The organism is Trinickia fusca (assembly GCF_003628145.1).
In the GTDB taxonomy this organism is placed as follows: Bacteria; Pseudomonadota; Gammaproteobacteria; order Burkholderiales; family Burkholderiaceae; genus Trinickia; species Trinickia fusca.
Genome location: NZ_RBZV01000002.1, coordinates 43372 through 67887 on the forward strand (window position 1 = coordinate 43372; position 24516 = coordinate 67887).

Sequence of the window (24516 nt, forward strand, 5' to 3'; positions counted from 1 at the left end):
CGTGAAAGCGCGATTGTAGCGGATTAGACGGCCAAATCGTAACGCGCGGGCGTCGTCGTCGCCGCAACCTCGTTGACCGCGCAGATGCGCTGGATGAAAGCGGGACGCTGTGCCGCACTAAAACCGTCTTCGAATGCGACGACGCGCAACGTGCCCCGCACCATTTCGAGCAATTCGCCGGGCGCGAGCAGGAACGCCGGATTCGATGGTTTGCCGACCGTTTCGTTGCCGCGAGCAAATGTTTCGTACAGCAAAATACCCCCTGGCGTGAGCGCCGCAAACAGCTGCGCCATCAGCGGCCGGTGCAGGTAGTTCGTGACGACGACGGCGCCGAACCGCTGCGTTTGTCCGAGCGGCCACGGGCTGCCGTCTTCGAGATCGGCCTCGACGGGCTGCACGCCCGCGATGCCGCGAAGTGCCGTGATATCGCGATCGATGGCGGTGACGCCGTGCCCGCGCGCGGCGAACCAGCGCGCGTGGCGGCCGCTGCCTGCCGCCACGTCGAGCACGGCCGCACCCGGGGCAACAAGGTGCGACCAGCGCACGATCCACTCGGACGGCCCGCTTGCCTCTTTCACGAGCGGTGCCGATCCCAGCGCAGGCATGCCTTCACTCACGCAACCTTGCATACCACGCCCGTCGCCCGCGCTCACGAGTACGACAGCCCCATCGCTTCGCGCACGTCGCGCATCGTCTCCGTCGCGAACTTGCGCGCCTTGTCGCAGCCGTCGGCCACGATCGCACGCAGCAGCGTCGGATCGTCCATGTACTTCTGCGCGCGCTCGAGCATCGGCTGCTGCTCGCGCAGAATGCCCTCGATGACGGGCTGCTTGCACTCGAGGCAACCAATACCGGCCGAGCGGCAGCCCTTCTGCACCCACTCGTGCGTCGTTTCATCCGTATAGACCTGGTGCAGCTGCCACACCGGGCACTTGTCGGGATCGCCCGGATCGGTGCGACGCACACGCGCCGGGTCGGTCGGCATCGTGCGCACCTTCTTCGTGATCGTTTCGGCGTCTTCACGCAGGCCGATCGTATTGCCATACGATTTCGACATCTTCTGGCCGTCGAGGCCTGGCATACGGGAGGCCTTCGTCAGCAGCACCTGCGGCTCGACGAGGATGATCTTGCGCGAACCTTCGAGGTAGCCGAACAGGCGCTCGCGATCGCTCATCGACAGGCTTTGCGACTCCTGCAGCATCGCGCGCGCTTGCTCGAGCGCCTCATCGTCACCCTCTTGCTGGTAGGCAATGCGCAGCTCGTGGTAGAGCTTCGAGCGCTTGCCGCCGAGCTTCTTCGCCGCTTCGAGCGCCTTTTCCTCGAAGCCCGGCTCGCGGCCATACAGGTAGTTGAAGCGCCGCGCGATCTCGCGCGTCATTTCGACGTGCGGCACCTGGTCTTCGCCGACCGGCACGAGCGAGGCGCGATACAGCAGGATGTCGGCGGCCATCAGGACCGGATAGCCGAGGAAGCCGTACGTCGACAGATCCTTGTCCTTGAGCTTCTCGATCTGCTCCTTGTAGGTGGGCACGCGTTCGAGCCAGCCCAGCGGCGCGCTCATGCCCAGCAGCAGTGCGAGCTCCGCATGCTCGGGCACGCGGCTCTGGATGAACAGCGTCGCCTGCGACGGATCGATGCCCGAGGCGAGCCAGTCGATCAGCACTTCCCACACGTTCTTTTCGATGACCTCGGGCGTTTCGTAGTGCGTCGTGAGCGCGTGCCAGTCGACCACGCAGAAGAAGCACGGGTACTCGGACTGCAGCCGAACCCAGTTCTTCAGCACGCCGTGATAGTGGCCGAGGTGCAGCGAGCCCGTGGGCCGCATGCCGGAAAAGATACGGTCTGGAAACATGGTTTTAGTTGAAGAGCGAAACGAGTGGAGTCAGGATAGCCGTCACGACATCGTAGCCGAGCGACACGAGCGGTCGCAGCCACACCTTCGTCAGAACGCCGGTCATGACGAGCGCCATCACGATGAAAAAACCGTACGGTTCGAGCCGCGCCAGGGCGATGGCCTGACGCGGCGGCAACAACGCGGTTAGCACGCGACCGCCATCGAGCGGCGGCAACGGAAAGAGATTGATCACGCCGAGCACGAGATTCACGCCGACGCCGGCTGCGGCCATGCGCGTGAAAAACGGCTCGTCGATCGACAAAACGGCAAGCGCGACGCCGAACACGCCCCACGCGAGCGCTTGCAAGAAATTGCAAGCCGGGCCGGCCAGCGATACCCACATGCTGCCCCAGCGCGGGTTGCGCAGATTGCGGAATGCGATCGGCACCGGCTTGGCGTAGCCGAACATGAATGCGCCGCCAGTCGCGAAATAAAGCAGCAAGGGAATCGCGATCGTGCCGAGCGGATCGATGTGGCGCATGGGGTTGAGCGACACCCTGCCCATCATGTAAGCGGTGTTGTCGCCGAGCAGCCGCGCCACATAGCCATGCGCCGCCTCGTGCAGCGTGATGGCGAAAATCATCGGCAATGCGTAGACCGCGATCGTTTGTATCAAGGAAGCATCCATAGCGCGTCATTGTAGCAAGGGGGCAAAGCTCGATCGCGCATCGCACCCTCTACCCGACGGCCAACGCGGCGCGCGTGCGGCATCACTACGCCTCGAGCCCGAAAGGCCCGAGCGGGCCACGCCCAGCGCGGACCAGTACGGGCTCGTCGCCGGTCAGATCGACCACGGTCGACGGTTCGCGCGGACAGGCACCACCGTCGATCACCAGATCGAGCTGCTTTTCGAGGCGCTCGCGGATCGCCTCGGGATCGTTGAGCGGTTCGGTATCGGGCGGCAGGATCAGCGTCGTCGCGATGAGCGGTTCGCCGAGCGATTCGAGCAGCGCCAACGTGATCGCGTGATCGGGCACGCGCAGCCCGATCGTCTTGCGCGACGGGTGCGACAACCGTCGCGGCACTTCCTTCGTCGCCTGCAGGATGAACACGTAGGGTCCCGGCGTGACCGACTTGATCAGGCGGAACTGCCGATTGTCGACCATCGCGAACGTTGCCAGCTCCGAGAGATCGCGCACGACCAGCGACAGATGCTGGCGCTCGTCGAGTCCGCGAATGTGGCGCAAGCGCGTGACCGCCTCCTTGTCGTCGAGCCGGCACGCGAGCGCGTAGCTCGAGTCGGTCGGCAACGCGAGCACCCCGCCGTTTTTGACGATCTGCACGGCCTGCGCGATAAGCCTCGGCTGCGGATCGTCGGGGTGAATCCGAAAAAATTGGGACATGGTCCAGGAAATTGGGGGAACGGAGGCCGCGCGACTCACGCGGCGCGCATCTGCATTCGCATTCGGAACAACTTGCGCGCGCCGACCGGCCGCGCGCGAAGACGCAGCGCCCGGCGTTAGAGCCAGCGCTCCCAGACAGGCGTCAGGCCAGCCGGCAACGGCGGCAGGCTGCCGAGTTCGACCCGGCCCTCGCCCGGCCCGTGAAAATCGGAGCCGCGCGACGCTTCGAAGCCGAAACGGCGCGCCACGCCGGCATACTCGCGGTACTGATCGGGCGTGTGGCTGCCCGTGACCACCTCGATCGCCTTGCCGCCCAGATCGATGAACTGGCCGAATAGCGTATCGAACTCGAGCTGCGTGTAGCGATAGCGCCCTGGATGCGCGACGATCGCCACGCCGCCGGCCGCGTTGATCCAGCCGACCGCATCCTCCAGCGAAGCCCAGCGGTGCGGCACATAGCCGGGCTTGCCGTCGCCGAGGAAATGGTCGAACACGTCGGCGGTCGACGCCGCAAAGCCCTGCTCGACCAAGTAGCGCGCAAAGTGCGTACGCGAAATCAGATCGGGATTCGACACGTACTGCAACGCCCCCTCGTACGCACCGGGCATACCCAGCGCCTCGAGCGCCGCGCCGATTTCCCTGGCGCGCGCCGCCCGCCCATGACGCGTCGCATAGAGGCCTTCGGCGAGCGCGGGACAAGCGGGGTCGATGCCGAGACCGACGATATGAACGGTGCGCGAAGCCCACGTCACGGAGATCTCGACGCCCTCCACGTAGCCCATGCCAAGTTCCTCGGCGACCCGGCGCGCTTCGCCCTGACCGGCGACTTCGTCGTGGTCGGTCAGCGCCCACAGCGTTACGCCGCCCTGATGCGCGCGGCGCGCGACGTCGGCGGGCGCGAGCAGGCCGTCGGAAACGTTGGAATGGCAATGCAGATCGGCGTTCATTCTGTAGGACGTGAAGTGGCATCGCCATTCTACTGCAACGCGGGATGCCGCTTCGTCCCGGCGTAGCAAGCCGGCGTACGCCTTCGCGCTACGCGCAAAACGCCTCGATCAGCGCCGCGACCTGCTCGGGCTGATCGTGATGGACCATGTGGCCCGCCTCCTCGATGTACTTTTCGCGCCAGTCGGGAAACGCACGAAAACGCGCCTTGTACTCCGCGAGTGGAATCTCGCCCGCGAGCATGGCCAGCGTCGGCGAGGCCACCGCCTCCACATGCAGCACCTTGGCTTGCACCCGGGACCAGGTCGCCATCACCTCGTCGAGACGGTACAGCAGCGGCCCGTGCAGTTTGTGCGCCGGATCGGCCAGCAGGACGTAGCGGCCGTCCTCTGCGCGCCTCGCCCAATGCTGCGCCAGAAAGCGCGCGCGCTCAGGCGCCAGGCGCGGGTTCGTCTTGATCAGGCGCGCGCCGACGTCTTCGAGCGTCGCGTACGACCTCAGCGTCGGTGGCTCGCGCATGTCGTCAAGCCATGCCGCGAGCCGGCGCGGGGCCTGCTCGGCACGCGCGGGCGCGAGACCGAATCCCTCGAGATCCACCACGCGACGCACCCGTTCGGGCCGCGCGCCCGCATACAGGCACACGACGTTCGCCCCCATGCTGTGGCCGACCAGATTGACCGGCCCCGTCGGCGCGTAATGATCGAGCAGCGCCTCGAGATCGGACAGGTATTCGTGGAACCAGTAACCGCCGCCGCCGCTTTCGGCCACCGGCCAATCCGAGAGTCCGAAGCCGCGCGCATCGGGCGCGATCACCTGCCAGTCCCCGCCGAGCGCGTCGACGACGAACTGGAACGACGCGGACACATCCATCCAGCCATGCAGCATGAACAGCGTCGGCGCGTCGGGACTGCCCCAGCGGCGCACGTGAAGCTTCACGCCGCGCACCGTGACGAAGTCGGATTGTGGAAGGTTCATGAGATCACCGCCCCAAAAAAACGAATGGTCGTTCGATTATATCGGGACAGCGGAAGATTTGCGCAACGCAGCACGCCATGCGCATGATCCATGGCGTGCATAGCGATCGCCGGATGGCATGCCGATGCGGCACCTGATGGCGCCGCGTGCGGCGGCAGCCGATCAGCGTTCGCCGGAGGCAGCGGCATCCAGTGCAACCAGCGCCGCCAGTTCGGCCTCATCGAAACCAGCATCGCGCCGGGCGTCGAAATTGAACGGACCTCGCAAGCGTGGCGCGCGATGCTCGTCGGCAAGCTGGACATAGGCCGCATGCGGATCGAGCCCGCGCCCGTCGCAGAGGTGACGGAACCAGTGATTGCCGATGCGCACATGGCCGACTTCATCGCGCAGGATCACGTCGAGGATCGCGGCGGAAGCCGTGTCCCCGGCCTGCACGAGGCGGGCGCGGATCGGCGGCGAGGCGTCGAGACCGCGCGCCTCGAGCGTGCGCGGCACGAGCGCCATGCGTGCGAGCACGTCGCCGCGCGTACGCTCGCACATGTCCCACAAGCCGTCGTGCGCGGGGAAGTCGCCGTACGCGTGGCCGAATTGGTCGAGCCGCGCCGCAAGCAGCGTGAAATGGTGCGCCTCCTCCGCTGCCACGCGCAGCCAGTCGCCGTAAAACGCCTCCGGCATGCCCGCGAAGCGCCATACGGCATCGAGCGCCAGATTGATCGCGTTGAATTCGATATGCGCGAGCGCATGCAGCAAGACGGCCCTGCCCGCCTCCGACTGCATGCTGCGATGCAAGAGCCGCCGCGGTGCCACGAGCTCCGGTCTCAAAGGACGCCCCGGCAGGCCATCAGGTTCGTCGATCGGCTCGTCCGGATCGCAATCGAGCTCGCCGGCCAGCCAGCACGCATAGAGTGCGCGCACCGCGCTTGCTTTGGCCGGTGGATCGGGCTCGATCAGCGCGGCTAGCGCGGCACGGCGGACACTCGATCGGAGCGAGGCAGGAGTAGCAATAGGGTCGGTCATCGGCAAAGTACAACGGGCCAACGGCCCACCCGGGCCGGGGCGCTTTCGAGCAGCGCGCCGCAGCATGAGAGCGGACCGTTTACAATAAGCGATTCGACTTCCCGCGCATCACGCGATGCGCCGGCGCCAGGCCCTATTTTACCGGCCGATGCGCCGCCCGAAAGCTTTGCATGGGACCAGAGACATTATGGCGATCTACAAGCTCGGCGAGCATGCCCCCACGATCCACGAAAGTGTGTTCCTGGCCGATACCGCAACCATCATCGGCCGCGTGACGCTCGAAGAAAACGCGAGTGTCTGGTTCGGCGCGGCACTGCGCGGGGACAACGAGCCGATCACGATCGGCGCGGGCAGCAACGTGCAGGAAGGTTCGGTGCTGCACACGGACCCGGGTTACCCGCTCGTCGTCGGCGCCGACGTCACGATCGGCCACCAGGCGATGCTGCACGGCTGCACGATTCACGAGGGTTCGTTGATCGGCATTCAGGCCATCATCTTGAATGGTGCGGTGATCGGCCGCAATTGTCTGGTTGGCGCCGGCGCGGTCGTCACCGAAGGCAAGGTGTTTCCCGATCGCTCGCTGATCCTGGGCTCGCCTGCGCGCGTCGTGCGCGAGCTGAGCGACGAGGACGTCGTCCGGCTCCGCCAAAGCGCGGCAATTTATGTGAAACGCCGTGAAGATTTCAAAGCGCAGCTCGTGCGCATCGGCTGACGTGATGGCGAACAAGCTCACGCCATGGCTCACGAGCGGTATCGACGATTGAAGGCAAAAGGATTGAAGGAAAAAGTGGTGGAAGATCAGCTGCAAAAATTCATGTTCAGCGCGGCGCCCGTCCGTGGCGAGATCGTTTCGCTGCGCAACACGTGGCAAGAAGTGCTGGCCCGCAGGCAGTACCCGGGCCCGGTACGGGACATCCTCGGTGAGATGATGGCCGCGTGCGCGTTGCTGTCCGCGAATCTGAAGTTCGACGGCACGCTGATCATGCAGATCTTCGGCGACGGCCCCGTGAAGATGCTGGTCGTGCAGTGCAGCTCGGACCTCACGATGCGCGCGACGGCGAAATTCTCGAACGACCTCACCACCCCGGAAGGCGCGTCATTGCCGTTCGCGGAACTGCTCAACGCGAGCAGCCATGGCCGCTGTGTCATCACGCTCGATCCGAGCGACAAGCGTCGTGGCCAGCAGCCCTATCAAGGCATCGTGCCCTTGAACGGCGAGGACGGCCCGCTGCAGTCGATCGCGCAGGTGCTCGAGCACTACATGCATCATTCCGAACAGCTCGATACCCGGCTGTGGCTGGCCGCGAACACCGAGCGCGCGGTCGGCATGCTGCTCCAGAAGTTGCCGGGCGATGGCGGCATCGTGCCCCACCCGGGCACCCACGATGCGGATACGTGGGACCGCGTCTGCGTGCTCGGCGGAACGCTGTCGCAGGAAGAACTGCTCAAGGAAGAGCCGCACACGCTGTTCAAGCGTCTGTTCTGGCAGGAAAACGTCCAGCATTTCGCGCCGGCCCCGGCCCGCTTCGAATGCAGCTGCTCGCGCGAGAAAGTCGGCGCGATGTTGAAAATGCTGGGACGCGAGGAAGTCGATAGCGTGATCGAGGAAACCGGCCAAGTCGAAATTCACTGCGAATACTGCAATCAGCGCTACGAGTTCGATCCCGTCGACGTCGTACAGCTCTTTACCACCAGCGGTGTATCGGCAGGCATCACGCCTGCCGGCGAACAGCGTCATTGAGCAGGACGAGCGCCGCAACCTAGCACCGCCGAGCGAACGCGACGCCTACCAAGGAGGTCGTCATGAATCCCCCCATCCGCCTGCTTCCCGTCTTGCCGCGCGGCAGCGGCGCACAGGCGCTGCTCGGCGTGCTAGCTGCCGGCGTGTTGCTGTCCGGCTGTGTCGTAGCGCCTTCGGGGCAGGTCCTGAGCCGGCTCGCCCCCGAACAACCAGGGGCCGCTGCGCCGGCGCACCCGCTCACCGAGACTGAGAAAAAGCGTTACGACGAGATCGACCAACAGGTCATCAAGGAACAAAACGAAGCGATGGCCGCCGACGAATGGGCGCGCTATTGGGCACCGAACTACTATCCGGCCTACCCGGCGTACTATCCCGCACCCGTCATGTTCGGCGGGTATTACGGTGGCTGGAACGGTGGAGTGGGCTACTACAGCCCGGGATGGTGGTGGTAACAGACGATGAAGACGATGAGGCCGCGACCTGCAACCGCCCTGCAGCACTCGCCCCGTTCATGAACTCACTCACGAACTAACGCGGATCACTCGCCGCTTTTACCTTTGGGTGCGGCAGCGGCATGCTTGGCCGCAGCCTTCTTATCCTTGTTTTTGTCCGCGTGCTTCTTGTCGGCCTTATCGCCTTTCAGGCGCGAGACCGGATTCGGCACGACGCTGACGGGCGCAGCCGACACTTCGCCGCGCGTCGACGTGTTGCTCGGCGCAGCGGATACGACGCTCGGCGTCGAGTTCGGCGACACGAACTGCACGAACACCTCACCGTCCTTGACCATGCCCATCTCGTAACGGGCGCGTTCCTCGACGGCGGCCGTGCCGTTTTGCAGGTCCTGCACTTCCCCTTCGATCCGCTCGTTACGCACCTTCTCGTCGGCGTTCTTTTGCTGCTGCACGTCCAGTTGCTCGCGCAACTCGTGCACGCGCAACCAACCGCCATGACCCCACCAGAGCGGAAATTGGATCAGCGCGAGCAGGACGACGAGAACGACAGTGACGAGCCGCATGCGAAAGGTGCCGTAAATTCAAAGCCGCCCCGGCTAAAGCACGGGGCGGCGAGCAAAGCGTGGAGAAGCTGGATCGTTCGTTTAACGCAGGTTATAGAACGTCGACTTGCCGGGATAGCTTGCGATATCGCCGAGATCTTCCTCGATGCGCAGCAGCTGGTTGTACTTCGAGATGCGATCGCTACGCGAGAGCGAGCCGGTCTTGATCTGGCCGGCGTTCAGACCGACGGCGATGTCGGCGATCGTCGAATCCTCGGTTTCACCCGAGCGGTGCGAGATCACGGCCGTGTAGCCGGCGCGCTTGGCCATCTCGATCGCCGCGAACGTCTCCGTCAGCGTGCCGATCTGGTTGATCTTGATGAGGATCGAGTTCGCGATGCCCTTCTCGATGCCTTCCTTCAGGATGCGCGTGTTCGTCACGAAGAGGTCGTCGCCGACGAGCTGGATCTTCTTGCCGAGCTTGTCGGTCAGCAGCTTCCAGCCGGCCCAGTCGCTTTCGTGCATGCCGTCTTCGATCGAGACGATCGGGAACTTGTCGGCGAGCGTCGCGAGATAGTCCGTGAACTCGGCCGACGACAGTTGCAGCCCTTCGCCTGCGAGCTGGTACTTGCCGTCGTGGTAGAACTCGCTGGCCGCGCAGTCGAGCGCAAGCAGCACGTCTTCGCCGGCGCGGTAGCCGGCCTTCTCGATGGCCTGCAGGATCGTCGACAGGCACTCATCGTTGCTGCCGAAGTTCGGCGCGAAGCCGCCTTCGTCACCGACCGCCGTGCTCATGCCGCGATCCGAGAGGATCTTCTTCAGCGCATGGAACACTTCCGCGCCGCAACGCAGCGCTTCGCGGAACGTCGGCTGGCTGACCGGGACGATCATGAATTCCTGGATGTCGAGGCTGTTGTTCGCGTGTGCGCCGCCGTTGACGATGTTCATCATCGGCACGGGCAGCTGCATCGCGCCCGAACCGCCGAAATAGCGGTACAGCGGCAGGCCCGCTTCTTCGGCAGCGGCCTTGGCGACAGCCATCGACACAGCCAGCATCGCATTCGCGCCCAGGCGCGACTTGTTGTCGGTACCGTCGAGCTCGAGCAGCGTCTTGTCGAGGAACGCCTGCTCCGATGCATCGAGGCCCATGATGGCTTCGGAAATCTCGGTGTTGATGTGCTCGACCGCCTTCAGCACGCCCTTGCCGGCGTAACGGCCCGCTTCTCCGTCACGCAGCTCGATCGCTTCGCGCGAACCGGTCGATGCGCCCGACGGCACCGCCGCGCGGCCCATCGTGCCCGATTCGAGCAGCACATCGCATTCGACGGTCGGGTTGCCTCGCGAGTCCAGAATCTCACGGCCGATGATGTCTACGATTGCACTCATGATTTCCTCAAGAAATGACGTTGAATTCTGCTTGTGACGATGTCGGCGAAGCCGGCGCGCCCTCGACACTGCGCACTTGCGCGCACGCTGCGTGGCCGCCGGCCGGCATCATCAGTTGAAATCGCTTTCGAGCAACGGCGCGCGCTTGACCACCGAGTCGAGCGCGACGAGCGTCTCGAGCAGTTCGCCCATGCGCTTGAGCGGCACGGCGTTCGGGCCGTCCGACAGCGCGCAGGCCGGGTCCGGGTGCGTCTCCATGAACAGCCCCGCCACGCCAACCGACACCGCCGCGCGCGAGAGCACCGGCACGAATTCGCGCTGGCCGCCTGAGCTCGTGCCTTGCCCGCCGGGCAATTGCACCGAATGCGTCGCATCGAACACGACCGGTGCGCCCGTCTCGCGCATGATCGCCAGCGAGCGCATGTCGGACACGAGATTGTTGTAACCGAACGAAACGCCGCGCTCGCAGGCCATGAAGCGGTCTTCCGACAACCCTGCTTCACGTGCCGCATCGCGCGCCTTGTCGATCACGTTCTTCATGTCGTGCGGCGCGAGGAACTGGCCTTTCTTGATGTTCACGGGCTTGCCCGAGCGCGCGCAAGCCTGGATGAAGTCGGTCTGGCGGCACAGGAATGCCGGCGTCTGCAGCACGTCGACGACGGCCGCGACGGACTCGACCTCTTCGATCGCATGAACGTCCGTCAGGACGGGCACGCCGAGTTGGCGCCGCACTTCGGAAAGGATGCGCAAGCCTTCGTCCATGCCGAGCCCGCGGTAGGACTTGCCCGAGCTGCGATTGGCCTTGTCGTACGACGATTTGTAGATGAACGGAATGCCGAGCTTCGCGCAGATCTCTTTGAGGCGCCCTGCCGTATCGATCGACATTTGCTCCGATTCGATCACGCAGGTGCCCGCGATCAGAAAGAACGGCTTATCGAGACCGACCTCGAAATCGCACAGCTTCATGCCTGCTCCTGACGGTGCGCGAGCGCTGCCTGAACGAACGACTTGAACAACGGATGCCCGTCACGCGGCGTCGACGTGAATTCGGGGTGGAACTGCACACCGACGAACCACGGGTGCATGTCGCGCGGCAACTCCATCATCTCGGGCAGATCCTCGCTCGGGGTACGGGCGCTGATGATAAGGCCGCCCGCTTCGAGCTGGGGCACGAGCCGGTTATTGACTTCATAACGGTGGCGGTGACGCTCGTTCACATCCTTGCCGTAGATCGACTCGGCCAACGTGCCGGGCTTGATCGGGCAACGCTGCGAACCCAGGCGCATCGTGCCGCCGAGATCCGACTCTTCCGTGCGCTTCTCGACGCGCCCTTCGCGGTCGAACCACTCGTTGATCAGCGCGACGACGCGGTGCGGCGTTTCCGGGTCGAATTCGGTGCTGTTCGCGTCCTTGAGGGCGACCACGTCACGCGCGAATTCGATGACTGCGAGCTGCATGCCGAGGCAGATGCCCAGATACGGCACCTTCGCTTCGCGCGCATAGCGGATCGCGGCAATCTTGCCTTCGGTGCCGCGTCGGCCGAAGCCGCCCGGCACGAGCACGGCGTCGAGATGCTTGAGGCTGTCGACACCCTCTTGCTCGATCTGCTCGGAGTCGATGTATTCGATGTTGACCTTCGTCGACGTATGCAACGAGGCGTGCCGCAGCGCTTCGATCAGCGACTTGTAGGACTCCGTCAGATCGACGTACTTGCCGACCATGCCGATCGTCACTTCATGCTCGGGGTGCTCGAGCTTCTGGACGATGTCGGTCCACATCGACAGATCGGCCGGATTCGGCGAGAGCTTGAGCTCGTCGCAGATGATGCTGTCGAGCCCTTGGTCGTGCAGCATCTGCGGAATCTTGTAGATGCTGTCGACGTCCCACACCGAGATGACGGCGTCTTCGGGCACGTTCGAGAACATCGAGATCTTCTTGCATTCGTCGTCGGGAATGCGGCGATCGGCGCGGCACAGCAGCACGTGCGGCAAAATGCCGATCTCGCGCAGCTTCTGCACGCTGTGCTGGGTCGGCTTCGTCTTGAGCTCGCCGGCCGTCGCGATGAACGGCACGAGCGTCAGGTGAACGAAGCAGGCGCTGTTGCGGCCCAGGCGCAGGCTCATCTGCCGCGCGGCCTCGAGGAACGGCAGCGACTCGATGTCGCCGACCGTGCCGCCGATCTCGACGATCGCGACATCAGGCTCCCCGCAGGTTGCCGACGCGGCCCCGCGCTCGATGAACGCCTGAATCTCGTTCGTGATGTGCGGGATCACCTGCACCGTCTTGCCGAGATAGTCGCCACGACGCTCCTTGCGGATCACCGATTCGTAGATCTGGCCCGTCGTGAAGTTGTTGGCCTTGCGCATCTTCGTGCTGATGAAGCGCTCGTAGTGGCCGAGGTCCAGATCCGTCTCCGCGCCGTCTTCCGTCACGAACACTTCCCCGTGCTGGAACGGGCTCATCGTGCCGGGGTCGACGTTGATGTAGGGATCGAGTTTGAGGAGGGTGACTTTGAGGCCGCGCGATTCGAGAATCGCGGCGAGAGAGGCGGCGGCAATGCCCTTGCCGAGGGACGACACTACGCCGCCGGTGACGAAAACATATTTGGTCATCGCTGGATGCTCGCGGGAAAAACGGATTATACCGTAAAGGTAGCCCCGAACCGCAGCATTGCGCGGCTGGCCGTCTAGCTTCCCGCACCGAGCCGGTGCAGCATTCGCTGCAAGGCCCGCGCCGTCTCGATCGGCTTTTCCATGGGGAAAAGGTGTGAGCCCTCTAGCCATTCGAACTGCCCCGCCGTCGCGCGTCGAGTCGCGCCCAGGCCGACCTGCCGGATCTCGCGCGATTGCGTGCCCGCGATGAACCCCACGGGCACCGGCGCACCGTGCGCAAGACGCGCGCCGAGCGTGCGCGGCAACGTGCGGTAAATCAGGTATTCGACCTGCCGGTCGAACGCGAGCGTGCGCGTGCCATCGGCACCCGTCTGCGGAATGCCGAAGTCGACGTAATCGGACAGCATGCGCTCGTCCCAGCGCGCAAACGCGGGCTTCGTATGAAAGTGCCGCCACGCTTCCTCGCGGCTCGCCCACTGCGTTCGGCGCGTACGCGTGGCCGCGGCCGGCGAGAGCCGTTCGTCCAGGCCCGTCCACTGCGTGACGCGCAGCAGGTTCGCGCGCCAGCCCGCGATGACGGGCGAATCGAGCATCACGACGCCGCGCACCCATTGCGGCCGTTTGAGCGCTGCCATCAGCGATAGATAGCCCCCCAGAGAATGGCCGACGAGCCATACGGGACGCTCGAAGCGATTGCCGATGTCTTCAAGCAGCTGGTCGACGAGATGCGGCCAATCGCTCGTGACCGGATAACGCGCGTCGTGCCCGATGCGCTCGATGTGGCGCAGCTCGTAATCGTCGGCGAGCTCCGCAAAAATCGTCCGATACGTGGATGCTGGAAAACCGTTCGCGTGCGAGAAGTGGATGACCTCTTTCAAGCTCCGCTGCTCCTGTTCATATTTGTGTCTTATCCGTCCATCCAATAGCGGCGATGCGTGTCGCGATAGCGCTCGAGCGTCAGCACACCGGCATCGAGTTCGATGCGCGCCGCACCGTCGAGATCGGTGCGTGCCAGTTCGATGCCGCGGGCCGCGAAGCGCGACCAGACGCTCGGATGGGGGTGGCGAAATCGATTGCGATAGCCTAACTGAAAAACCGCGACGCGCGGATCAACCGAATCGAGGAAAAGTTCGGTCGACGAAGTCTTGCTGCCGTGATGCGCGACGAGCAGCACGTCGGCCGCGAGCGCCTGCGGTGCGCGCGTGCGGAGCAGGCGCTCGATGGCGGCATCGATGTCGCCCGTCAGCAACGCCGAGAAACTGGGCGCAGTCACTTTCAGCACGCACGACTGCGCATTCGACTTCGTCGGCAACGGCCCCGCATCGGGCCACAGCACCACGAACTCGACGCCGTCCCATTGCCAGCGCTGCCCTGCCGCACAGCGCACCGTCTCGGCCTGGACGGCGCGAGCCGTATCCCACAGCGCGTTCGCGGACGGCAGGCCGCCCAGCAGTTGCCGAACCCCTCCCACGCCGAGCGCGTCGAGCACGGCCGGCGCCCCGCCCGCGTGATCCGCGTCGGCATGGCTGATCACGAGCGCGTCGAGCGTCGGCACCCCATTCGCGCGCAGGTACGGCACGACGAGGCGCTCTCCCGCATGGGTCGACTCCGGGCCAGGCCCCGCATCGAACAACAGTGCATGGCGGGCCGTCTCGACGACGATCGCCGAGCCCTGCCCGATGTCGAGCGCAGTCAGCCGAAAAGCACCGTGCGCGATGCTTGCCGGTGGCGGCCACGCCAGCGGCAGCCACGCGAGCGGCGCGCAAAAGCGCAACGGCCAGCCGCGCGGCATCAGACACCACAGAATGCCGGCATAGGCCGAGAGCCACGCCCACACGCTCGGGCGCGGCAAATGCCACTCGGCCCACGGCTGGCTCGCCAGCGCCGCGAGCATCCGCATCAGCGGCACCAGCAGCGCGTGCGCACTTTGCCAGGCGAGCGCATCGAGCGGCGCCGGCAGCACGATACCCACCAGGACAGCCGGCACGACGAGCGCGCTGACCCACGGAATCGCCACCGCATTCGCGATCGGGCCCGCGATCGACACCTGTGAGAACCACCATGCCGTCAGCGGCGCGAGCCCGATCGTCACCGCATACTGGGCTCGCAAGGCGCTTGCGACATGCTCGCGTGCCGCCGCCATGCGGCCGCGCATCGCAGTGCGCCAGTCGGGCCGCATCCGCTGTTGCGCGCGGGGCCTGTCGGCATCGGCTGTGTCGTCAGCAGACTCGACGCGCTCCGGGGCGCGAACGCGCAAGCGCGCATGCAACGCGAACAGGATCAGCGCGACGGCGCCGAACGACAGCCAGAAGCCGGCCGTGACGACAGCCCACGGATCGACGATCAGCACGAGTGTCCCGGCCCACGCGAGTGCCAACGACGGCGCGACGCTGCGCCCGAGCGCAAACGCGACGCCGCTGACGGCAAGCATCGCGAGCGCACGCTGCGCCGGCACGTTGAAGCCCGCCAGGGCCGCATACGCGGCGGCACCGCACACGCCGGCCAGCGTTGCGACGATCGGCGCAGGCACGATGAGGGGCCACGCGCGCCGGCCTTTCATCGTCAGGGCTGCGCCGAGCCAGATTGACCGCCGCCAGAGCCAGCCCGAGAGCACCGCAATCCAGCCCGCGACGAAGCCGATGTGCAGCCCCGAGATCGCGACCAGATGACTCGTGCCGGTCCGCCGCAGCACGACGCGCTCCATCTCGTCGATGGCGTCTTGCGCGCCGATCGCGAGCGCCATCACGATGCCGCGATGCGGCGCATTCGTGAGCACCTCGCCCATCCGCGTACGTAACGCGAAACGCCAGCGGTCAATCGTCGTGATCAAGCCACCCGCCGTACCGGGCAGTCGTCGCGCCCGTGCCGGCGACGCCACGTAGCCGGTCGCCCTCACGCCGCGCGCGAGCCATGCGGCTTCGGCATCAGCGCCAGCAAAATTGGCGTAGCCGTGCGGCCGTTTGAGCCGCACCGTCAGGCGCCAGCGATCGCCGGGGACCAGCTCGGGCGCGCCGCGCCCAAAACGGTCGATCCAGCTCAACTGCAGGGTGGAAGGAAAGCGGTCGAGACCGGTCGCACGACGCGCGCTTTCGACGTCGACGGCAAACTGCATGCGCACGCCCCGCTTCTCGAGCACGGGCAGACCGCGCACGTGACCGGTCACGTCGATGTCGCGCCCTTCCCATGCCGTCGGCAGCACCTCGCGCAACCGCAGCTCGGCGCGCCACGCGGCATAGCCAAAGCCCGTGAGCGCTGCCGCAAGCGCGGCCAGGCCCAACACGCCCGCGCGCCGCCAGCCACCCACTGTTTGCGCGTCACACCCGGTACGCCCGCGCATGAAGGCGAGCGCGCCAAGCGCAAGACAAACCAGCGCACCCCCACCCCACTCGACACGCGTGGGCAACGCCGCCTGCTGCTGTAACACGACGACCCCGAGCATGAACGCGCACAGCACGACCCGCATCGCCCCTCCCTTCGACGAGCACGCCGCACGCCGCCTCGAGCGAGCCGGCCATGGCGCAAACTGTTCGGGGGATTATGCGTGGCTCAGCGCGAGGCGGGGCAGCGCTTCGTGCGCGTTAGCCATCGTGCCAAGGGCCAGCGCCTCGGCCGAGAGGCCGCGCAGCTCGGCCAGCACGGCGCCGATGCGCGGCACCTGGTCGGGGGTGTTGCGCTCCTTGTATAGCCAAGCCGGCGAGATGTCGGGCGCATCGGTCTCGACGACGATGGCCTCGAGCGGCAGCTCGGCCGCCAGACGACGAATCTGACGCGCGCGCTCGAACGTCACGTTGCCGCCGAAGCCGAGCCGCATGCCCTGCTCGATGAAGCCGTGCGCCTGCTGAAAGCTGCCGTTGAACGCATGAGCGATGCCGCGCTTGATCGCAAACTGCCGGAGCCCTTTGAGCACGGCGTCTTGCGACTTGCGCACGTGACAGATGACGGGCAGCTCGAACTCGCGGGCGAGCTTGAGCTGGGCCTCGTAGAAGAAGCGTTGCCGCGCCTCGTCGAGGCCCGGCACGAAGAAGTCGAGCCCGATCTCGCCGATGCCGACAAAGCGCGGATCGGCCAGGCTCGCCTCGATCTCGGCGCGCAGCGTGTCCAGGTCGCCGTCGGCCGCCCGCGGCGTATAGAGCGGATGGATACCGAGCGCGTAAGCGCCGCCGTCGAGCGCATGTGCCAGCGCGCGCACGGTCGCGAAGTTGGCGCGTTCGACAGCCGGGATGACCATGCGCGAGACGCCTGCCGCCTGCGCCGAGCGCGCCACCGCCTCGCGGTCGGCGTCGAACTCGCAAGCATCGAGATGGCAATGCGTATCGATCCACATGGCGGCACGCCTCGCTATGGAAACGGAGAAACGGGATGCGGCTCGCCGTCAGACCGGCACGGACGGCTCTTCGCGCAGCACGCCGTCGCGCAAGCGCAACGTGCGGTCGCAGCGCGCCGCGAGATCGGGATCGTGCGTGACGATGATGAAGCTCGTCTCGAGCGTCTCCGACAGCTCCAGCATCAAGTTGAAGACCGTATCGGCCGTCGCGCCGTCGAGGTTGCCGGTTGGCTCGTCGGCCAGCACGCAGGCCGGCTTCGTCACCAGCGCGCGCGCGATCGCGACACGCTGCCGCTCGCCACCGGAAAGCTCGCCTGGACGATGCTTGGCGCGATGCCCGAGCCCGACGCGCTCGAGCGTGGCCAGCGCCTCGCGGCGCGCCTCTTCGGCCGGCAGACGGCGAATGCGCAGCGGCATCGCCACGTTGTCGAGCGCGCTGAATTCGGGCAGCAGATGATGGAATTGATAAACGAAGCCGAGCGCGCGATTGCGCAAGTCGTTGCGCTCACGTTCGGCCAGTTGCGTGAACGGCTTGCCGAGCAGCGACACGCTGCCCGTGCTGGGCTCATCGAGCCCGCCCAGCACATGCAACAGCGTGCTCTTGCCCGAGCCCGACGCGCCGACGATCGCGAGCTTCTCGCCGCGGCGCACCGTCAGATGTGCGCTCGTCAGTACGGAGACGCTCAGGCCGCCCTGAACGAACGATTTCGAAATGCCGCTCGCCTCGAGCACGTATTCGCCTACGCCGGAAGAATTCCGCATGGTTCGGTCGATCCCCGGTTGTTCGATCGTGAGCTCATTCATAGCGCAGTGCCTCCGCTGGCCGCACCTTCGCGCCGCGCCAGCTCGGATAAAGCGTCGCCAGTGACGACAGCGCGAACGCGATCACGCCGATTTTCACCACGTCGCCGGGTATGAGGTCGGACGGCAGCTCGTTAATGAAATAAACGGACGGCGGCAAGAACTGCACGCCGAGCAGATGTTCGATCATCGGTACGAGCCACGGAATGCTCCACGCGATGAGACAGCCGAGCGCCACGCCCGTGGCCGTGCCGACGAAGCCGATCGTCATGCCTTGCACGACGAAGATCTTCATGATCGAGCCCGGCTGCGCGCCGAGCGTGCGCAGAATCGCGATGTCGGCCTGTTTGTTGGTGACGGTCATGACGAGCGACGAAACCAGGTTGAACGCGGCCACGGCGATGATCAAGGTCAGGATGATGAACATCATGCGCTTCTCGATCTGCACGGCCGAGAACCACGTCTTGTTCTGCTGCGTCCAGTCACGGATGTACAGGTCGCCCGACAGCGTGTGCGAGAGCTCGCGCGCGACGGCCGGCGCCTGCTGCATGTCCTTCAGGCGCAGTCGCACGCCCGTGGGCGCCATCAGCCGGAACAGTGCCTCGGCATCGTGGATGTTGATCAGCGCGAGCGAGCTGTCGTACTCGTAATGGCCCGACTCGAATACGCCGGCCACCGTGAACTGCTTGAGCCGCGGCAGCATGCCGGCCGGCGTCATCGAGCCTTCGGGCGCGACGAGCGTGATCTTGTCGCCGACCGTCACACCGAGGTTGGCCGCGAGATCGGCGCCAAGCACGACGTTGAACTGGCCCGGCACGAGGTCGGTCAGACGCCCGGCCTTCATTTCCTTGCCGATATCGGAGACCTGCGGCTCGAGCGAAGGCTCGACGCCGCGCAGCGCCACGCCGCTCACGGCGTCCTGACGCGTGAGCAGCGCCTGCGCGTCGACGTAGGGCGCCGCGCCGATGACCGACGGGTTCTGCTTCGCCTCATGCGCGGTCAGTTGCCATTGGGGCATCGAACCGTTCGGAGAAAACACTTCGACGTGCGCCAGCACCGACAGCATTCTGTCGCGCACCTCTTTCTGAAAGCCGTTCATCACGGAGAGCACGACGATCAGCGCCGCGACGCCGAGTGCGATGCCCGACACCGACACGAGCGCGATGAACGAGATGAAGCCGTTGCCCGTCGTGCGTTTGCCGGCGCGTGTGTAGCGCCAGCCGATCTGCCATTCGTAGGGGAGTTTCAAGCGAGTCCTTAAATCCGTTTCCGCCAAACAACCTGCGGCGCCCGGTGCAGCCGTGCGTCCTCGGGATGCCACCGGTCAAGCGCGAAGTTTGCCATACAATGCCGGCGAAGCGCCGACTGGCGCGCCCTTGAGAAATTCAGGCTGACGTCGTAATTTCCCAAGCAGTCCGTAAGAAACCACGCGCAGCCAAGTAACAAAAAAGCCCGCTCACTGGCAGGCTCTTGCTTGGGTCGCACGTATGACGTGTACCGAATGTGGCGGTTTATTGCGCATGTTTCGCTGAAGATCAAGCGGCCACGGCATGCTGCCTGATCTCCGCAATCTTTTCCGCGCCGATCCGCTCCTTCGCCATCTCGGTGTCGTAGTGCGTCTGAAGGTTCATCCAGCTTTGCGGATCGATGCCGAAGAAAGCGCCCAATCGAACAGCCGTATCGGCCGTGATGGCGCGGCCGTGCTTGATGATCTCGTTGATGCGACGCGGCGGCACGTCGATCGCCTTGGCCAGGGCATATTGCGAAATGCCCATCGGCTCAAGCCACTCGAGCGCCAGAATCTCGCCGGGCGTCGCCAGCGGAACTTCCCGTGCCATAGGTCTCTCCCTTGTGATGGGTTAATGGTAGTCGACGATTTCCACATCCGTCGCATTGCCGTTCGCGAACTTGAAGCACACGCGCCACTGGCCATTGATACGGATGCTGTACTGTCCGACCCGATCTCGCTTAAGCGCCTCCAGCTGGTTGCCGGGCGGAATCTTCAAGAAGTCGAGATCGGCCGCCGCGTGCAACTGCTGCAGCTTACGCATGGCCACGCCCTCAATGTTGACGAAGCGGGCAACCCGCTTGCCATTGAAGAGCGCCGCTGTGTCGCGGCATCTGAACGAAGTGATCATGGCTTAAATATTAACGCGACGCGTTATTAACGTCAAACGTTACTAGTGTGCTGCGCGCCACTATGCGACCGACTTGTGCCGCAGCAGTCCGAGTTCGTCGAAGCGACGTTCGATCACAGACCAGGCGAGCCCTACTAGTGACAGTTCGCAAACCGTTGTGCAACAAGCGCTTGGAAAGAGCACGTAAAACGGCAAGACCGTTTGCCATACAATGCGCACCATCATGCATGCCAACCGTCTCCACCTCCTGCTGCCCTTCGCGCTGCCAACGGCCACCGACGCCGCCAGCGCGCTGCACAACCTGCAAAGCCCCGCCCTCGACAAGCTGCTCGCGCGTGCGACGTTGACCGAACGCGTCGCCGGCGAAGATTTTCAGCGCACGCTGCCGCACGAGCGCTGGGTGGCGCGCCAGTTCGGCGCAATCGCTTCGAACGCAGCCGACGAAGCGCCGCTGGCGCCCTATATGCTGCGCGCCGACGGCGGCACGCCCGGGCAGGCCGTATGGGCCTGCGTCGAGCCCGTCCACGTGCGGATCGCGCACGATCACCTCGTGCTCATCGATCCTGCCGCGCTCGCACTCGGTGACGACGAAGCCGCCACGCTGCTGGCCGTCGCCAAGCCGCTGATCGAAGAGCTCGGAGTGCGCATCGAAGCGCCGACGCCCAAGCGCTGGTACCTCTCGGGCGACGCGCTCGGCATGCTGGCCAGCGCCTCGCCGCTGCGCGCGAGCGGACGCAGCATCGAGATCTGGCTGCCACACGAAGCGCATACCGGGCAACGCTCGCGCGCGTGGATGAAGCTGCAGAACGAAGTGCAAATGGCCTGGTTCGAGCACCCCGTCAATGAAGCACGCGAGGCGCGCGGGCTGCCGGCGGTCAATTCGATCTGGCTGCACGCCCAGGGCGCCGCGCAACCGGTGCGCAGCCCGTTCTCGCGCGTGCTGTCCGATGCAGCGGCCACCCGCGGCCTCGCCCTCGCAGCCGGCGTCGAAACGAGCGCCGCGCCGACCACGTTCGAACAACTGCCCACCGCCAGCGGTGTGACACTGCTCGAGCTCGATCCGTTCTCGGCCCCCTTCGTCCAGCAGGATTGGGCCAGCTGGAACGAAGCGCTCGCCGCGCTCGAGCACGACTGGTTCGCGCCATCGCTCGCGGCGCTCGAGACCGGGCGTCTGAGCGCACTGACGATGACGCTATGCGGCGACACGGCCTCCGTCACGCTGACCGCATCGCGCTCAGACTTGCGCCGCTTCTGGCGCCGCCGCCAGCTCGCGTCGCTGTTCGAATGACACGCGGCCTGCCTGCGGCCGCACCCGGCGGGCGGCGCATCGATACCGCGCCCCGCCGCCCTTCACCCCTTATTCGCTCTCTCGCATGACACGAATCGTGACCCGCGCCGGCTCACCCGCCGACGAAGCCGCGTTGATCCGCCACGGCCTCCACCCGGTGCTCGCGCGCCTTTACGCGGCGCGCGGCGTGCGGCAGCCGGAGGAGATCGAGACGGCGCTCGCGCGCCTGCTCACGCCGCTCGAGCTCAAGGGCGCAGCCGAAGCTGCGCTGCTGTTGGCCGACGCCCTCGAGCAAGGTCGGCGCATGCTCGTGATCGCCGATTACGACTGCGACGGTGCCACAGCCTGCGCGGTCGCGGTGCGTGGGCTGCGCATGTTCGGCGCGCAGGTCGATTACCTCGTGCCGAACCGTTTCGAATACGGCTATGGTCTGACACCGGAGATCGTCGAGCTCGCTGCGACGCGCTCTCCTGATCTCCTAATCACGGTCGACAACGGCATCGCGAGCGTCGAAGGCGTCGCGGCCGCCAACGCGCGCGGCATCGACGTGCTCGTCACCGACCACCACCTGCCCGGCGACACGCTGCCGGCGGCCCGCGCGATCGTGAATCCGAATCAGCCCGGCTGCACGTTCTCGAGCAAATGCATCGCGGGCGTCGGCGTCATGTTCTACGTGCTGCTCGCGCTGCGCGCCCACCTGCGCGAGCGCGGCGCTTTCTCGGCCGATGGCGCGCGTCCCGAGCCCCGCCTCGACGGCCTGCTCGATCTGGTCGCGCTCGGCACGGTCGCCGACGTCGTCAAGCTCGACGGCAACAACCGCGTGCTCGTCGCGCAAGGGCTCACCCGCATTCGACGCGGCAAGATGCAGCCCGGCATCGCCGCCCTCTTTCGCGCCAGCGGACGCGACGCCCGCAACGCCTCCGGCTTCGACCTCGGCTTTGCGCTGGGCCCACGCCTCAATGCCGCGGGGCGCCTGTCCGACATGTCGCTCGGCATCGAATGCCTGACGACCGACGACGTAGGCCGCGCGTGGGAGCTGGCACAGCAGCTCGATGCGATGAACCGCGAGCGCCGCGAAATCGAAGCCGGCATGCAGGAGCAGGCGCTCGCCGATCTGGCCGGAATCGACCCCGAGGGCAAGACGACGATCACGCTGTTCAATCGCGACTGGCACCAGGGCGTCATCGGCATCGTCGCCGGGCGCTTGAAGGAGAAGTTTCATCGGCCCGCGTTCACGTTCGCATTGGCCGACGACGCCGGCACCCTCGTCAAGGGCTCGGGCCGCTCGATCCCAGGCTTTCATCTGCGCGATGCACTCGATTTGATGGCCAAACGCGAACCGGACCTCATCGCGAAGTTCGGCGGCCACGCGATGGCGGCCGGCGTCACGCTGGCCGCGCAGGACGTGCCGCGCTTCGCCGCCGCCTTCGAAGCGGTAGGCCGCGAATGGCTCAGCGACGATGCGCTCGCGCGCGTGGTGGTCACCGACGGCGATCTCGAAGAGGCCTACTTCACGCCGCAGATCGTCGACATGCTCGACACGGCCGTCTGGGGCCAGGGATTTCCGGCGCCGACGTTCTCGGGCGAGTTCGAGGTCGCCTCGCAAGCGCTCGTGAAGGACAAACACTTGAAGCTGCAGCTGCTGCGTGGCCGCCAGCGGTTTCAGGCGATCTGGTTCAACCACACGGAGCCGCTGCCGGCGCGCGCGCGCATCGCCTACCGGCTCGCTCAAGACACCTGGAACGGCGTCACCCGCGTGCAGCTGATCGTCGAGCACGCGACCGCGCACGAAGCCCATTAAGCTCGCGCTGGACGCTCGCGCGTCCCGGCGCACCACGCCGATCGGCTATAATTTTCGTTTTTTACGAAGCCGAAAAGATCGACATGGAAGCGGAACGTCTGAACGCGATCGATAGCTCTCTTGCGGACCTGCGCCGACGCGCGGGCGAGCTACGGGGGTATCTTTGACTGCGACGCCAAAGCTGCGCGTCTAGCCGAAGTCAACAAGGAACTCGAAGACCCGAACGTCTGGAACGACTCCAAGCACGCCCAGGCACTGGGTCGCGAGAAAAAGTCGCTTGAAGGCGTCGTTCTGACCCTCACCGCGCTCGACAACGACCTGCGCGACACGGCGGATCTGTTCGAGATGGGCCGCGAGGAAAACGACGAGGACACCCTCGTCGCCTGCGAAGCCGATGCAGCCAGCCTCGAAGCGCGCGTGGCCGACATGGAGTTTCGCCGGATGTTCGCGAATCCGGCCGACCCGAACAACGCGTTCATCGACATTCAAGCCGGTGCCGGCGGCACCGAGGCCTGCGACTGGGCCTCGATGCTGCTGCGTCAGTACCTGCGCTACTGCGAGCGCAAGGGCTTCAAGACCGAGGTGCTCGAAGAGTCCGAAGGCGACGTGGCCGGCATCAAGAATGCGACGATCAAGGTCGAAGGCGAATACGCCTATGGCTTTCTGCGCACCGAAACGGGTATTCACCGGCTCGTGCGCAAGTCGCCGTTCGACTCGTCGGGCGGTCGCCATACGTCGTTCTCGTCGGTATTCGTCTACCCCGAGATCGACGATTCGATCGAAGTCGACATCAATCCGGCCGACCTGCGCATCGACACTTACCGTGCTTCGGGCGCGGGTGGTCAGCACATCAACAAGACCGACTCGGCCGTGCGGATCACGCACATGCCCAGCGGCATCGTCGTGCAGTGCCAGAACGACCGCTCGCAGCACCGTAACCGTGCCGAAGCCATGGCGATGCTGCGCTCGCGCCTGTACGAAGCCGAGCTGCGCAAGCGCCAAGCCGAGCAGGACAAGCTCGAATCGAGCAAGACCGACGTGGGCTGGGGCCATCAGATCCGTTCGTACGTGCTCGACCAGAGCCGCATTAAAGATTTGCGCACCAACGTCGAAATCAGCAACACGAAAGCCGTGCTCGACGGCGATCTCGACGAGTTCATCAGCGCGAGCCTCAAGCAAGGCGTGTAACGCGCGCCATGGTGTTTTAAAGCCGTGCCAAGCGGCATGCGCATCAACGCATGCCGCGACGCCCGCGCA

General features: G+C 65.6%; 24 protein-coding genes. 6 read left to right on the forward strand and 18 right to left on the reverse strand.

Annotated features, from left to right (window positions below; translation table 11 throughout):
• Positions 1-23 precede the first annotated feature (23 nt).
• The 7 genes from D7S89_RS04720 to D7S89_RS04750 all read right to left on the reverse strand — a co-directional run bounded on the left by D7S89_RS04720 (position 24) and on the right by D7S89_RS04750 (position 6174).
• Complete coding sequence (locus D7S89_RS04720) at positions 24-605, reverse strand: class I SAM-dependent methyltransferase (RefSeq protein WP_121277293.1); 582 nt, start codon at positions 603-605, stop codon at positions 24-26.
• Positions 606-649: 44 nt separating this feature from the next.
• Positions 650-1852 (reverse strand): tryptophan--tRNA ligase, encoded by a 1203-nt coding sequence (locus D7S89_RS04725; protein WP_121276174.1) that lies wholly within the window; start codon positions 1850-1852, stop codon positions 650-652.
• A gap of 4 nt (positions 1853-1856) precedes the next feature.
• Positions 1857-2522, reverse strand: coding sequence for a site-2 protease family protein (locus D7S89_RS04730; RefSeq protein ID WP_121276176.1), 666 nt, complete (start codon positions 2520-2522; stop codon positions 1857-1859).
• 85 nt (positions 2523-2607) lie between these two features.
• On the reverse strand, positions 2608-3237 hold the full coding sequence (locus D7S89_RS04735) for an L-threonylcarbamoyladenylate synthase (RefSeq protein WP_121276178.1): 630 nt from the start codon (positions 3235-3237) through the stop codon (positions 2608-2610).
• A 116-nt stretch (positions 3238-3353) separates the two neighbouring features.
• The gene (locus D7S89_RS04740; protein WP_121276180.1) at positions 3354-4184 is read right to left on the reverse strand and encodes a 3',5'-nucleoside bisphosphate phosphatase; all 831 of its coding nucleotides are present in this window, start codon (positions 4182-4184) and stop codon (positions 3354-3356) included.
• An 88-nt stretch (positions 4185-4272) separates the two neighbouring features.
• Positions 4273-5157, reverse strand: a complete 885-nt coding sequence (locus D7S89_RS04745; protein ID WP_121276182.1) for an alpha/beta fold hydrolase — start codon at positions 5155-5157, stop codon at positions 4273-4275.
• Positions 5158-5319: 162 nt separating this feature from the next.
• A complete protein-coding gene (locus D7S89_RS04750; protein WP_121276184.1) occupies positions 5320-6174 on the reverse strand; it encodes a ferritin-like domain-containing protein in 855 nt (284 codons plus the stop codon).
• A 187-nt stretch (positions 6175-6361) separates the two neighbouring features.
• Between D7S89_RS04750 and D7S89_RS04755 the strand changes: the two genes are divergently transcribed.
• The 3 genes from D7S89_RS04755 to D7S89_RS04765 all read left to right on the forward strand — a co-directional run bounded on the left by D7S89_RS04755 (position 6362) and on the right by D7S89_RS04765 (position 8367).
• Positions 6362-6886, forward strand: coding sequence for a gamma carbonic anhydrase family protein (locus tag D7S89_RS04755; RefSeq protein ID WP_121276186.1), 525 nt, complete (start codon positions 6362-6364; stop codon positions 6884-6886).
• Positions 6887-6964: 78 nt separating this feature from the next.
• Complete coding sequence (hslO, locus tag D7S89_RS04760; protein WP_121277294.1) at positions 6965-7915, forward strand: Hsp33 family molecular chaperone HslO; 951 nt, start codon at positions 6965-6967, stop codon at positions 7913-7915.
• A 62-nt stretch (positions 7916-7977) separates the two neighbouring features.
• The gene (locus tag D7S89_RS04765; protein WP_245982706.1) at positions 7978-8367 is read left to right on the forward strand and encodes a hypothetical protein; all 390 of its coding nucleotides are present in this window, start codon (positions 7978-7980) and stop codon (positions 8365-8367) included.
• Positions 8368-8453: 86 nt separating this feature from the next.
• Here D7S89_RS04765 and ftsB read toward each other — a convergent pair whose 3' ends face one another.
• The 11 genes from ftsB to D7S89_RS04820 all read right to left on the reverse strand — a co-directional run bounded on the left by ftsB (position 8454) and on the right by D7S89_RS04820 (position 20170).
• Positions 8454-8930, reverse strand: a complete 477-nt coding sequence (gene ftsB, locus D7S89_RS04770) for a cell division protein FtsB (RefSeq protein WP_121276188.1) — start codon at positions 8928-8930, stop codon at positions 8454-8456.
• Between the two features lie 81 nt (positions 8931-9011).
• Positions 9012-10295 (reverse strand): phosphopyruvate hydratase, encoded by a 1284-nt coding sequence (gene eno / locus D7S89_RS04775; protein WP_121276190.1) that lies wholly within the window; start codon positions 10293-10295, stop codon positions 9012-9014.
• Between the two features lie 111 nt (positions 10296-10406).
• Positions 10407-11261: a 3-deoxy-8-phosphooctulonate synthase gene (kdsA, locus tag D7S89_RS04780; protein ID WP_121276192.1), complete on the reverse strand. Its 855-nt coding sequence runs from the start codon at positions 11259-11261 to the stop codon at positions 10407-10409.
• Complete coding sequence (locus D7S89_RS04785) at positions 11258-12907, reverse strand: CTP synthase (protein ID WP_121276194.1); 1650 nt, start codon at positions 12905-12907, stop codon at positions 11258-11260. The genes kdsA and D7S89_RS04785 overlap by 4 nt, the downstream gene beginning before the upstream one ends.
• A 74-nt stretch (positions 12908-12981) precedes the next feature.
• On the reverse strand, positions 12982-13785 hold the full coding sequence (locus D7S89_RS04790; protein ID WP_121276196.1) for an alpha/beta fold hydrolase: 804 nt from the start codon (positions 13783-13785) through the stop codon (positions 12982-12984).
• A gap of 29 nt (positions 13786-13814) precedes the next feature.
• Positions 13815-16370, reverse strand: coding sequence for a DNA internalization-related competence protein ComEC/Rec2 (locus D7S89_RS04795; RefSeq protein ID WP_121276198.1), 2556 nt, complete (start codon positions 16368-16370; stop codon positions 13815-13817).
• 72 nt (positions 16371-16442) lie between these two features.
• Entirely contained in the window at positions 16443-17231 is a 789-nt protein-coding gene (locus D7S89_RS04800) for a TatD family hydrolase (RefSeq protein WP_121276200.1), read from the reverse strand.
• A gap of 48 nt (positions 17232-17279) precedes the next feature.
• Positions 17280-17993 (reverse strand): ABC transporter ATP-binding protein, encoded by a 714-nt coding sequence (locus D7S89_RS04805; protein WP_121277296.1) that lies wholly within the window; start codon positions 17991-17993, stop codon positions 17280-17282.
• Positions 17994-18027: 34 nt separating this feature from the next.
• Entirely contained in the window at positions 18028-19281 is a 1254-nt protein-coding gene (locus tag D7S89_RS04810; protein WP_121276202.1) for a lipoprotein-releasing ABC transporter permease subunit, read from the reverse strand.
• A gap of 286 nt (positions 19282-19567) precedes the next feature.
• The gene (locus D7S89_RS04815) at positions 19568-19870 is read right to left on the reverse strand and encodes a HigA family addiction module antitoxin (RefSeq protein ID WP_121276204.1); all 303 of its coding nucleotides are present in this window, start codon (positions 19868-19870) and stop codon (positions 19568-19570) included.
• 21 nt (positions 19871-19891) lie between these two features.
• Complete coding sequence (locus D7S89_RS04820) at positions 19892-20170, reverse strand: type II toxin-antitoxin system RelE/ParE family toxin (RefSeq protein ID WP_121276206.1); 279 nt, start codon at positions 20168-20170, stop codon at positions 19892-19894.
• A 211-nt stretch (positions 20171-20381) separates the two neighbouring features.
• On the opposite strand from D7S89_RS04820, the gene D7S89_RS04825 reads away from it, so the two are divergent.
• The 3 genes from D7S89_RS04825 to prfB all read left to right on the forward strand — a co-directional run bounded on the left by D7S89_RS04825 (position 20382) and on the right by prfB (position 24447).
• Positions 20382-21458: a regulator gene (locus D7S89_RS04825; RefSeq protein WP_121276208.1), complete on the forward strand. Its 1077-nt coding sequence runs from the start codon at positions 20382-20384 to the stop codon at positions 21456-21458.
• Positions 21459-21543: 85 nt separating this feature from the next.
• The gene (gene recJ, locus D7S89_RS04830) at positions 21544-23259 is read left to right on the forward strand and encodes a single-stranded-DNA-specific exonuclease RecJ (RefSeq protein ID WP_121276210.1); all 1716 of its coding nucleotides are present in this window, start codon (positions 21544-21546) and stop codon (positions 23257-23259) included.
• An 83-nt stretch (positions 23260-23342) separates the two neighbouring features.
• A protein-coding gene (gene prfB, locus D7S89_RS04835) for a peptide chain release factor 2 (RefSeq protein ID WP_121276212.1) occupies positions 23343-24447 on the forward strand; the annotation gives its coding sequence in 2 pieces (ribosomal slippage) (positions 23343-23423 and positions 23425-24447; 1104 coding nt in all).
• Positions 24448-24516 lie beyond the last annotated feature (69 nt).

What these genes read in the sequence shown, in the direction of transcription:
- D7S89_RS04815 (WP_121276204.1), bottom strand. Translation starts at nt 19,870, where the DNA reads ATGGCACGGGAAGTTCCGCTGGCGACGCCCGGCGAGATTCTGGCGCTC.
- D7S89_RS04755 (WP_121276186.1), top strand. Translation starts at nt 6,362, where the DNA reads ATGGCGATCTACAAGCTCGGCGAGCATGCCCCCACGATCCACGAAAGT.
- D7S89_RS04795 (WP_121276198.1), bottom strand. Translation starts at nt 16,370, where the DNA reads ATGCGGGTCGTGCTGTGCGCGTTCATGCTCGGGGTCGTCGTGTTACAG.
- D7S89_RS04765 (WP_245982706.1), top strand. Translation starts at nt 7,978, where the DNA reads ATGAATCCCCCCATCCGCCTGCTTCCCGTCTTGCCGCGCGGCAGCGGC.
- D7S89_RS04785 (WP_121276194.1), bottom strand. Translation starts at nt 12,907, where the DNA reads ATGACCAAATATGTTTTCGTCACCGGCGGCGTAGTGTCGTCCCTCGGC.
- recJ (WP_121276210.1), top strand. Translation starts at nt 21,544, where the DNA reads ATGACACGAATCGTGACCCGCGCCGGCTCACCCGCCGACGAAGCCGCG.
- D7S89_RS04800 (WP_121276200.1), bottom strand. Translation starts at nt 17,231, where the DNA reads ATGTGGATCGATACGCATTGCCATCTCGATGCTTGCGAGTTCGACGCC.
- D7S89_RS04735 (WP_121276178.1), bottom strand. Translation starts at nt 3,237, where the DNA reads ATGTCCCAATTTTTTCGGATTCACCCCGACGATCCGCAGCCGAGGCTT.
- D7S89_RS04725 (WP_121276174.1), bottom strand. Translation starts at nt 1,852, where the DNA reads ATGTTTCCAGACCGTATCTTTTCCGGCATGCGGCCCACGGGCTCGCTG.
- D7S89_RS04730 (WP_121276176.1), bottom strand. Translation starts at nt 2,522, where the DNA reads ATGGATGCTTCCTTGATACAAACGATCGCGGTCTACGCATTGCCGATG.
- D7S89_RS04820 (WP_121276206.1), bottom strand. Translation starts at nt 20,170, where the DNA reads ATGATCACTTCGTTCAGATGCCGCGACACAGCGGCGCTCTTCAATGGC.
- eno (WP_121276190.1), bottom strand. Translation starts at nt 10,295, where the DNA reads ATGAGTGCAATCGTAGACATCATCGGCCGTGAGATTCTGGACTCGCGA.
- D7S89_RS04720 (WP_121277293.1), bottom strand. Translation starts at nt 605, where the DNA reads ATGCCTGCGCTGGGATCGGCACCGCTCGTGAAAGAGGCAAGCGGGCCG.
- D7S89_RS04740 (WP_121276180.1), bottom strand. Translation starts at nt 4,184, where the DNA reads ATGAACGCCGATCTGCATTGCCATTCCAACGTTTCCGACGGCCTGCTC.
- D7S89_RS04750 (WP_121276184.1), bottom strand. Translation starts at nt 6,174, where the DNA reads ATGACCGACCCTATTGCTACTCCTGCCTCGCTCCGATCGAGTGTCCGC.
- D7S89_RS04825 (WP_121276208.1), top strand. Translation starts at nt 20,382, where the DNA reads ATGCGCACCATCATGCATGCCAACCGTCTCCACCTCCTGCTGCCCTTC.
- kdsA (WP_121276192.1), bottom strand. Translation starts at nt 11,261, where the DNA reads ATGAAGCTGTGCGATTTCGAGGTCGGTCTCGATAAGCCGTTCTTTCTG.
- D7S89_RS04745 (WP_121276182.1), bottom strand. Translation starts at nt 5,157, where the DNA reads ATGAACCTTCCACAATCCGACTTCGTCACGGTGCGCGGCGTGAAGCTT.
- ftsB (WP_121276188.1), bottom strand. Translation starts at nt 8,930, where the DNA reads ATGCGGCTCGTCACTGTCGTTCTCGTCGTCCTGCTCGCGCTGATCCAA.
- D7S89_RS04805 (WP_121277296.1), bottom strand. Translation starts at nt 17,993, where the DNA reads ATGCGGAATTCTTCCGGCGTAGGCGAATACGTGCTCGAGGCGAGCGGC.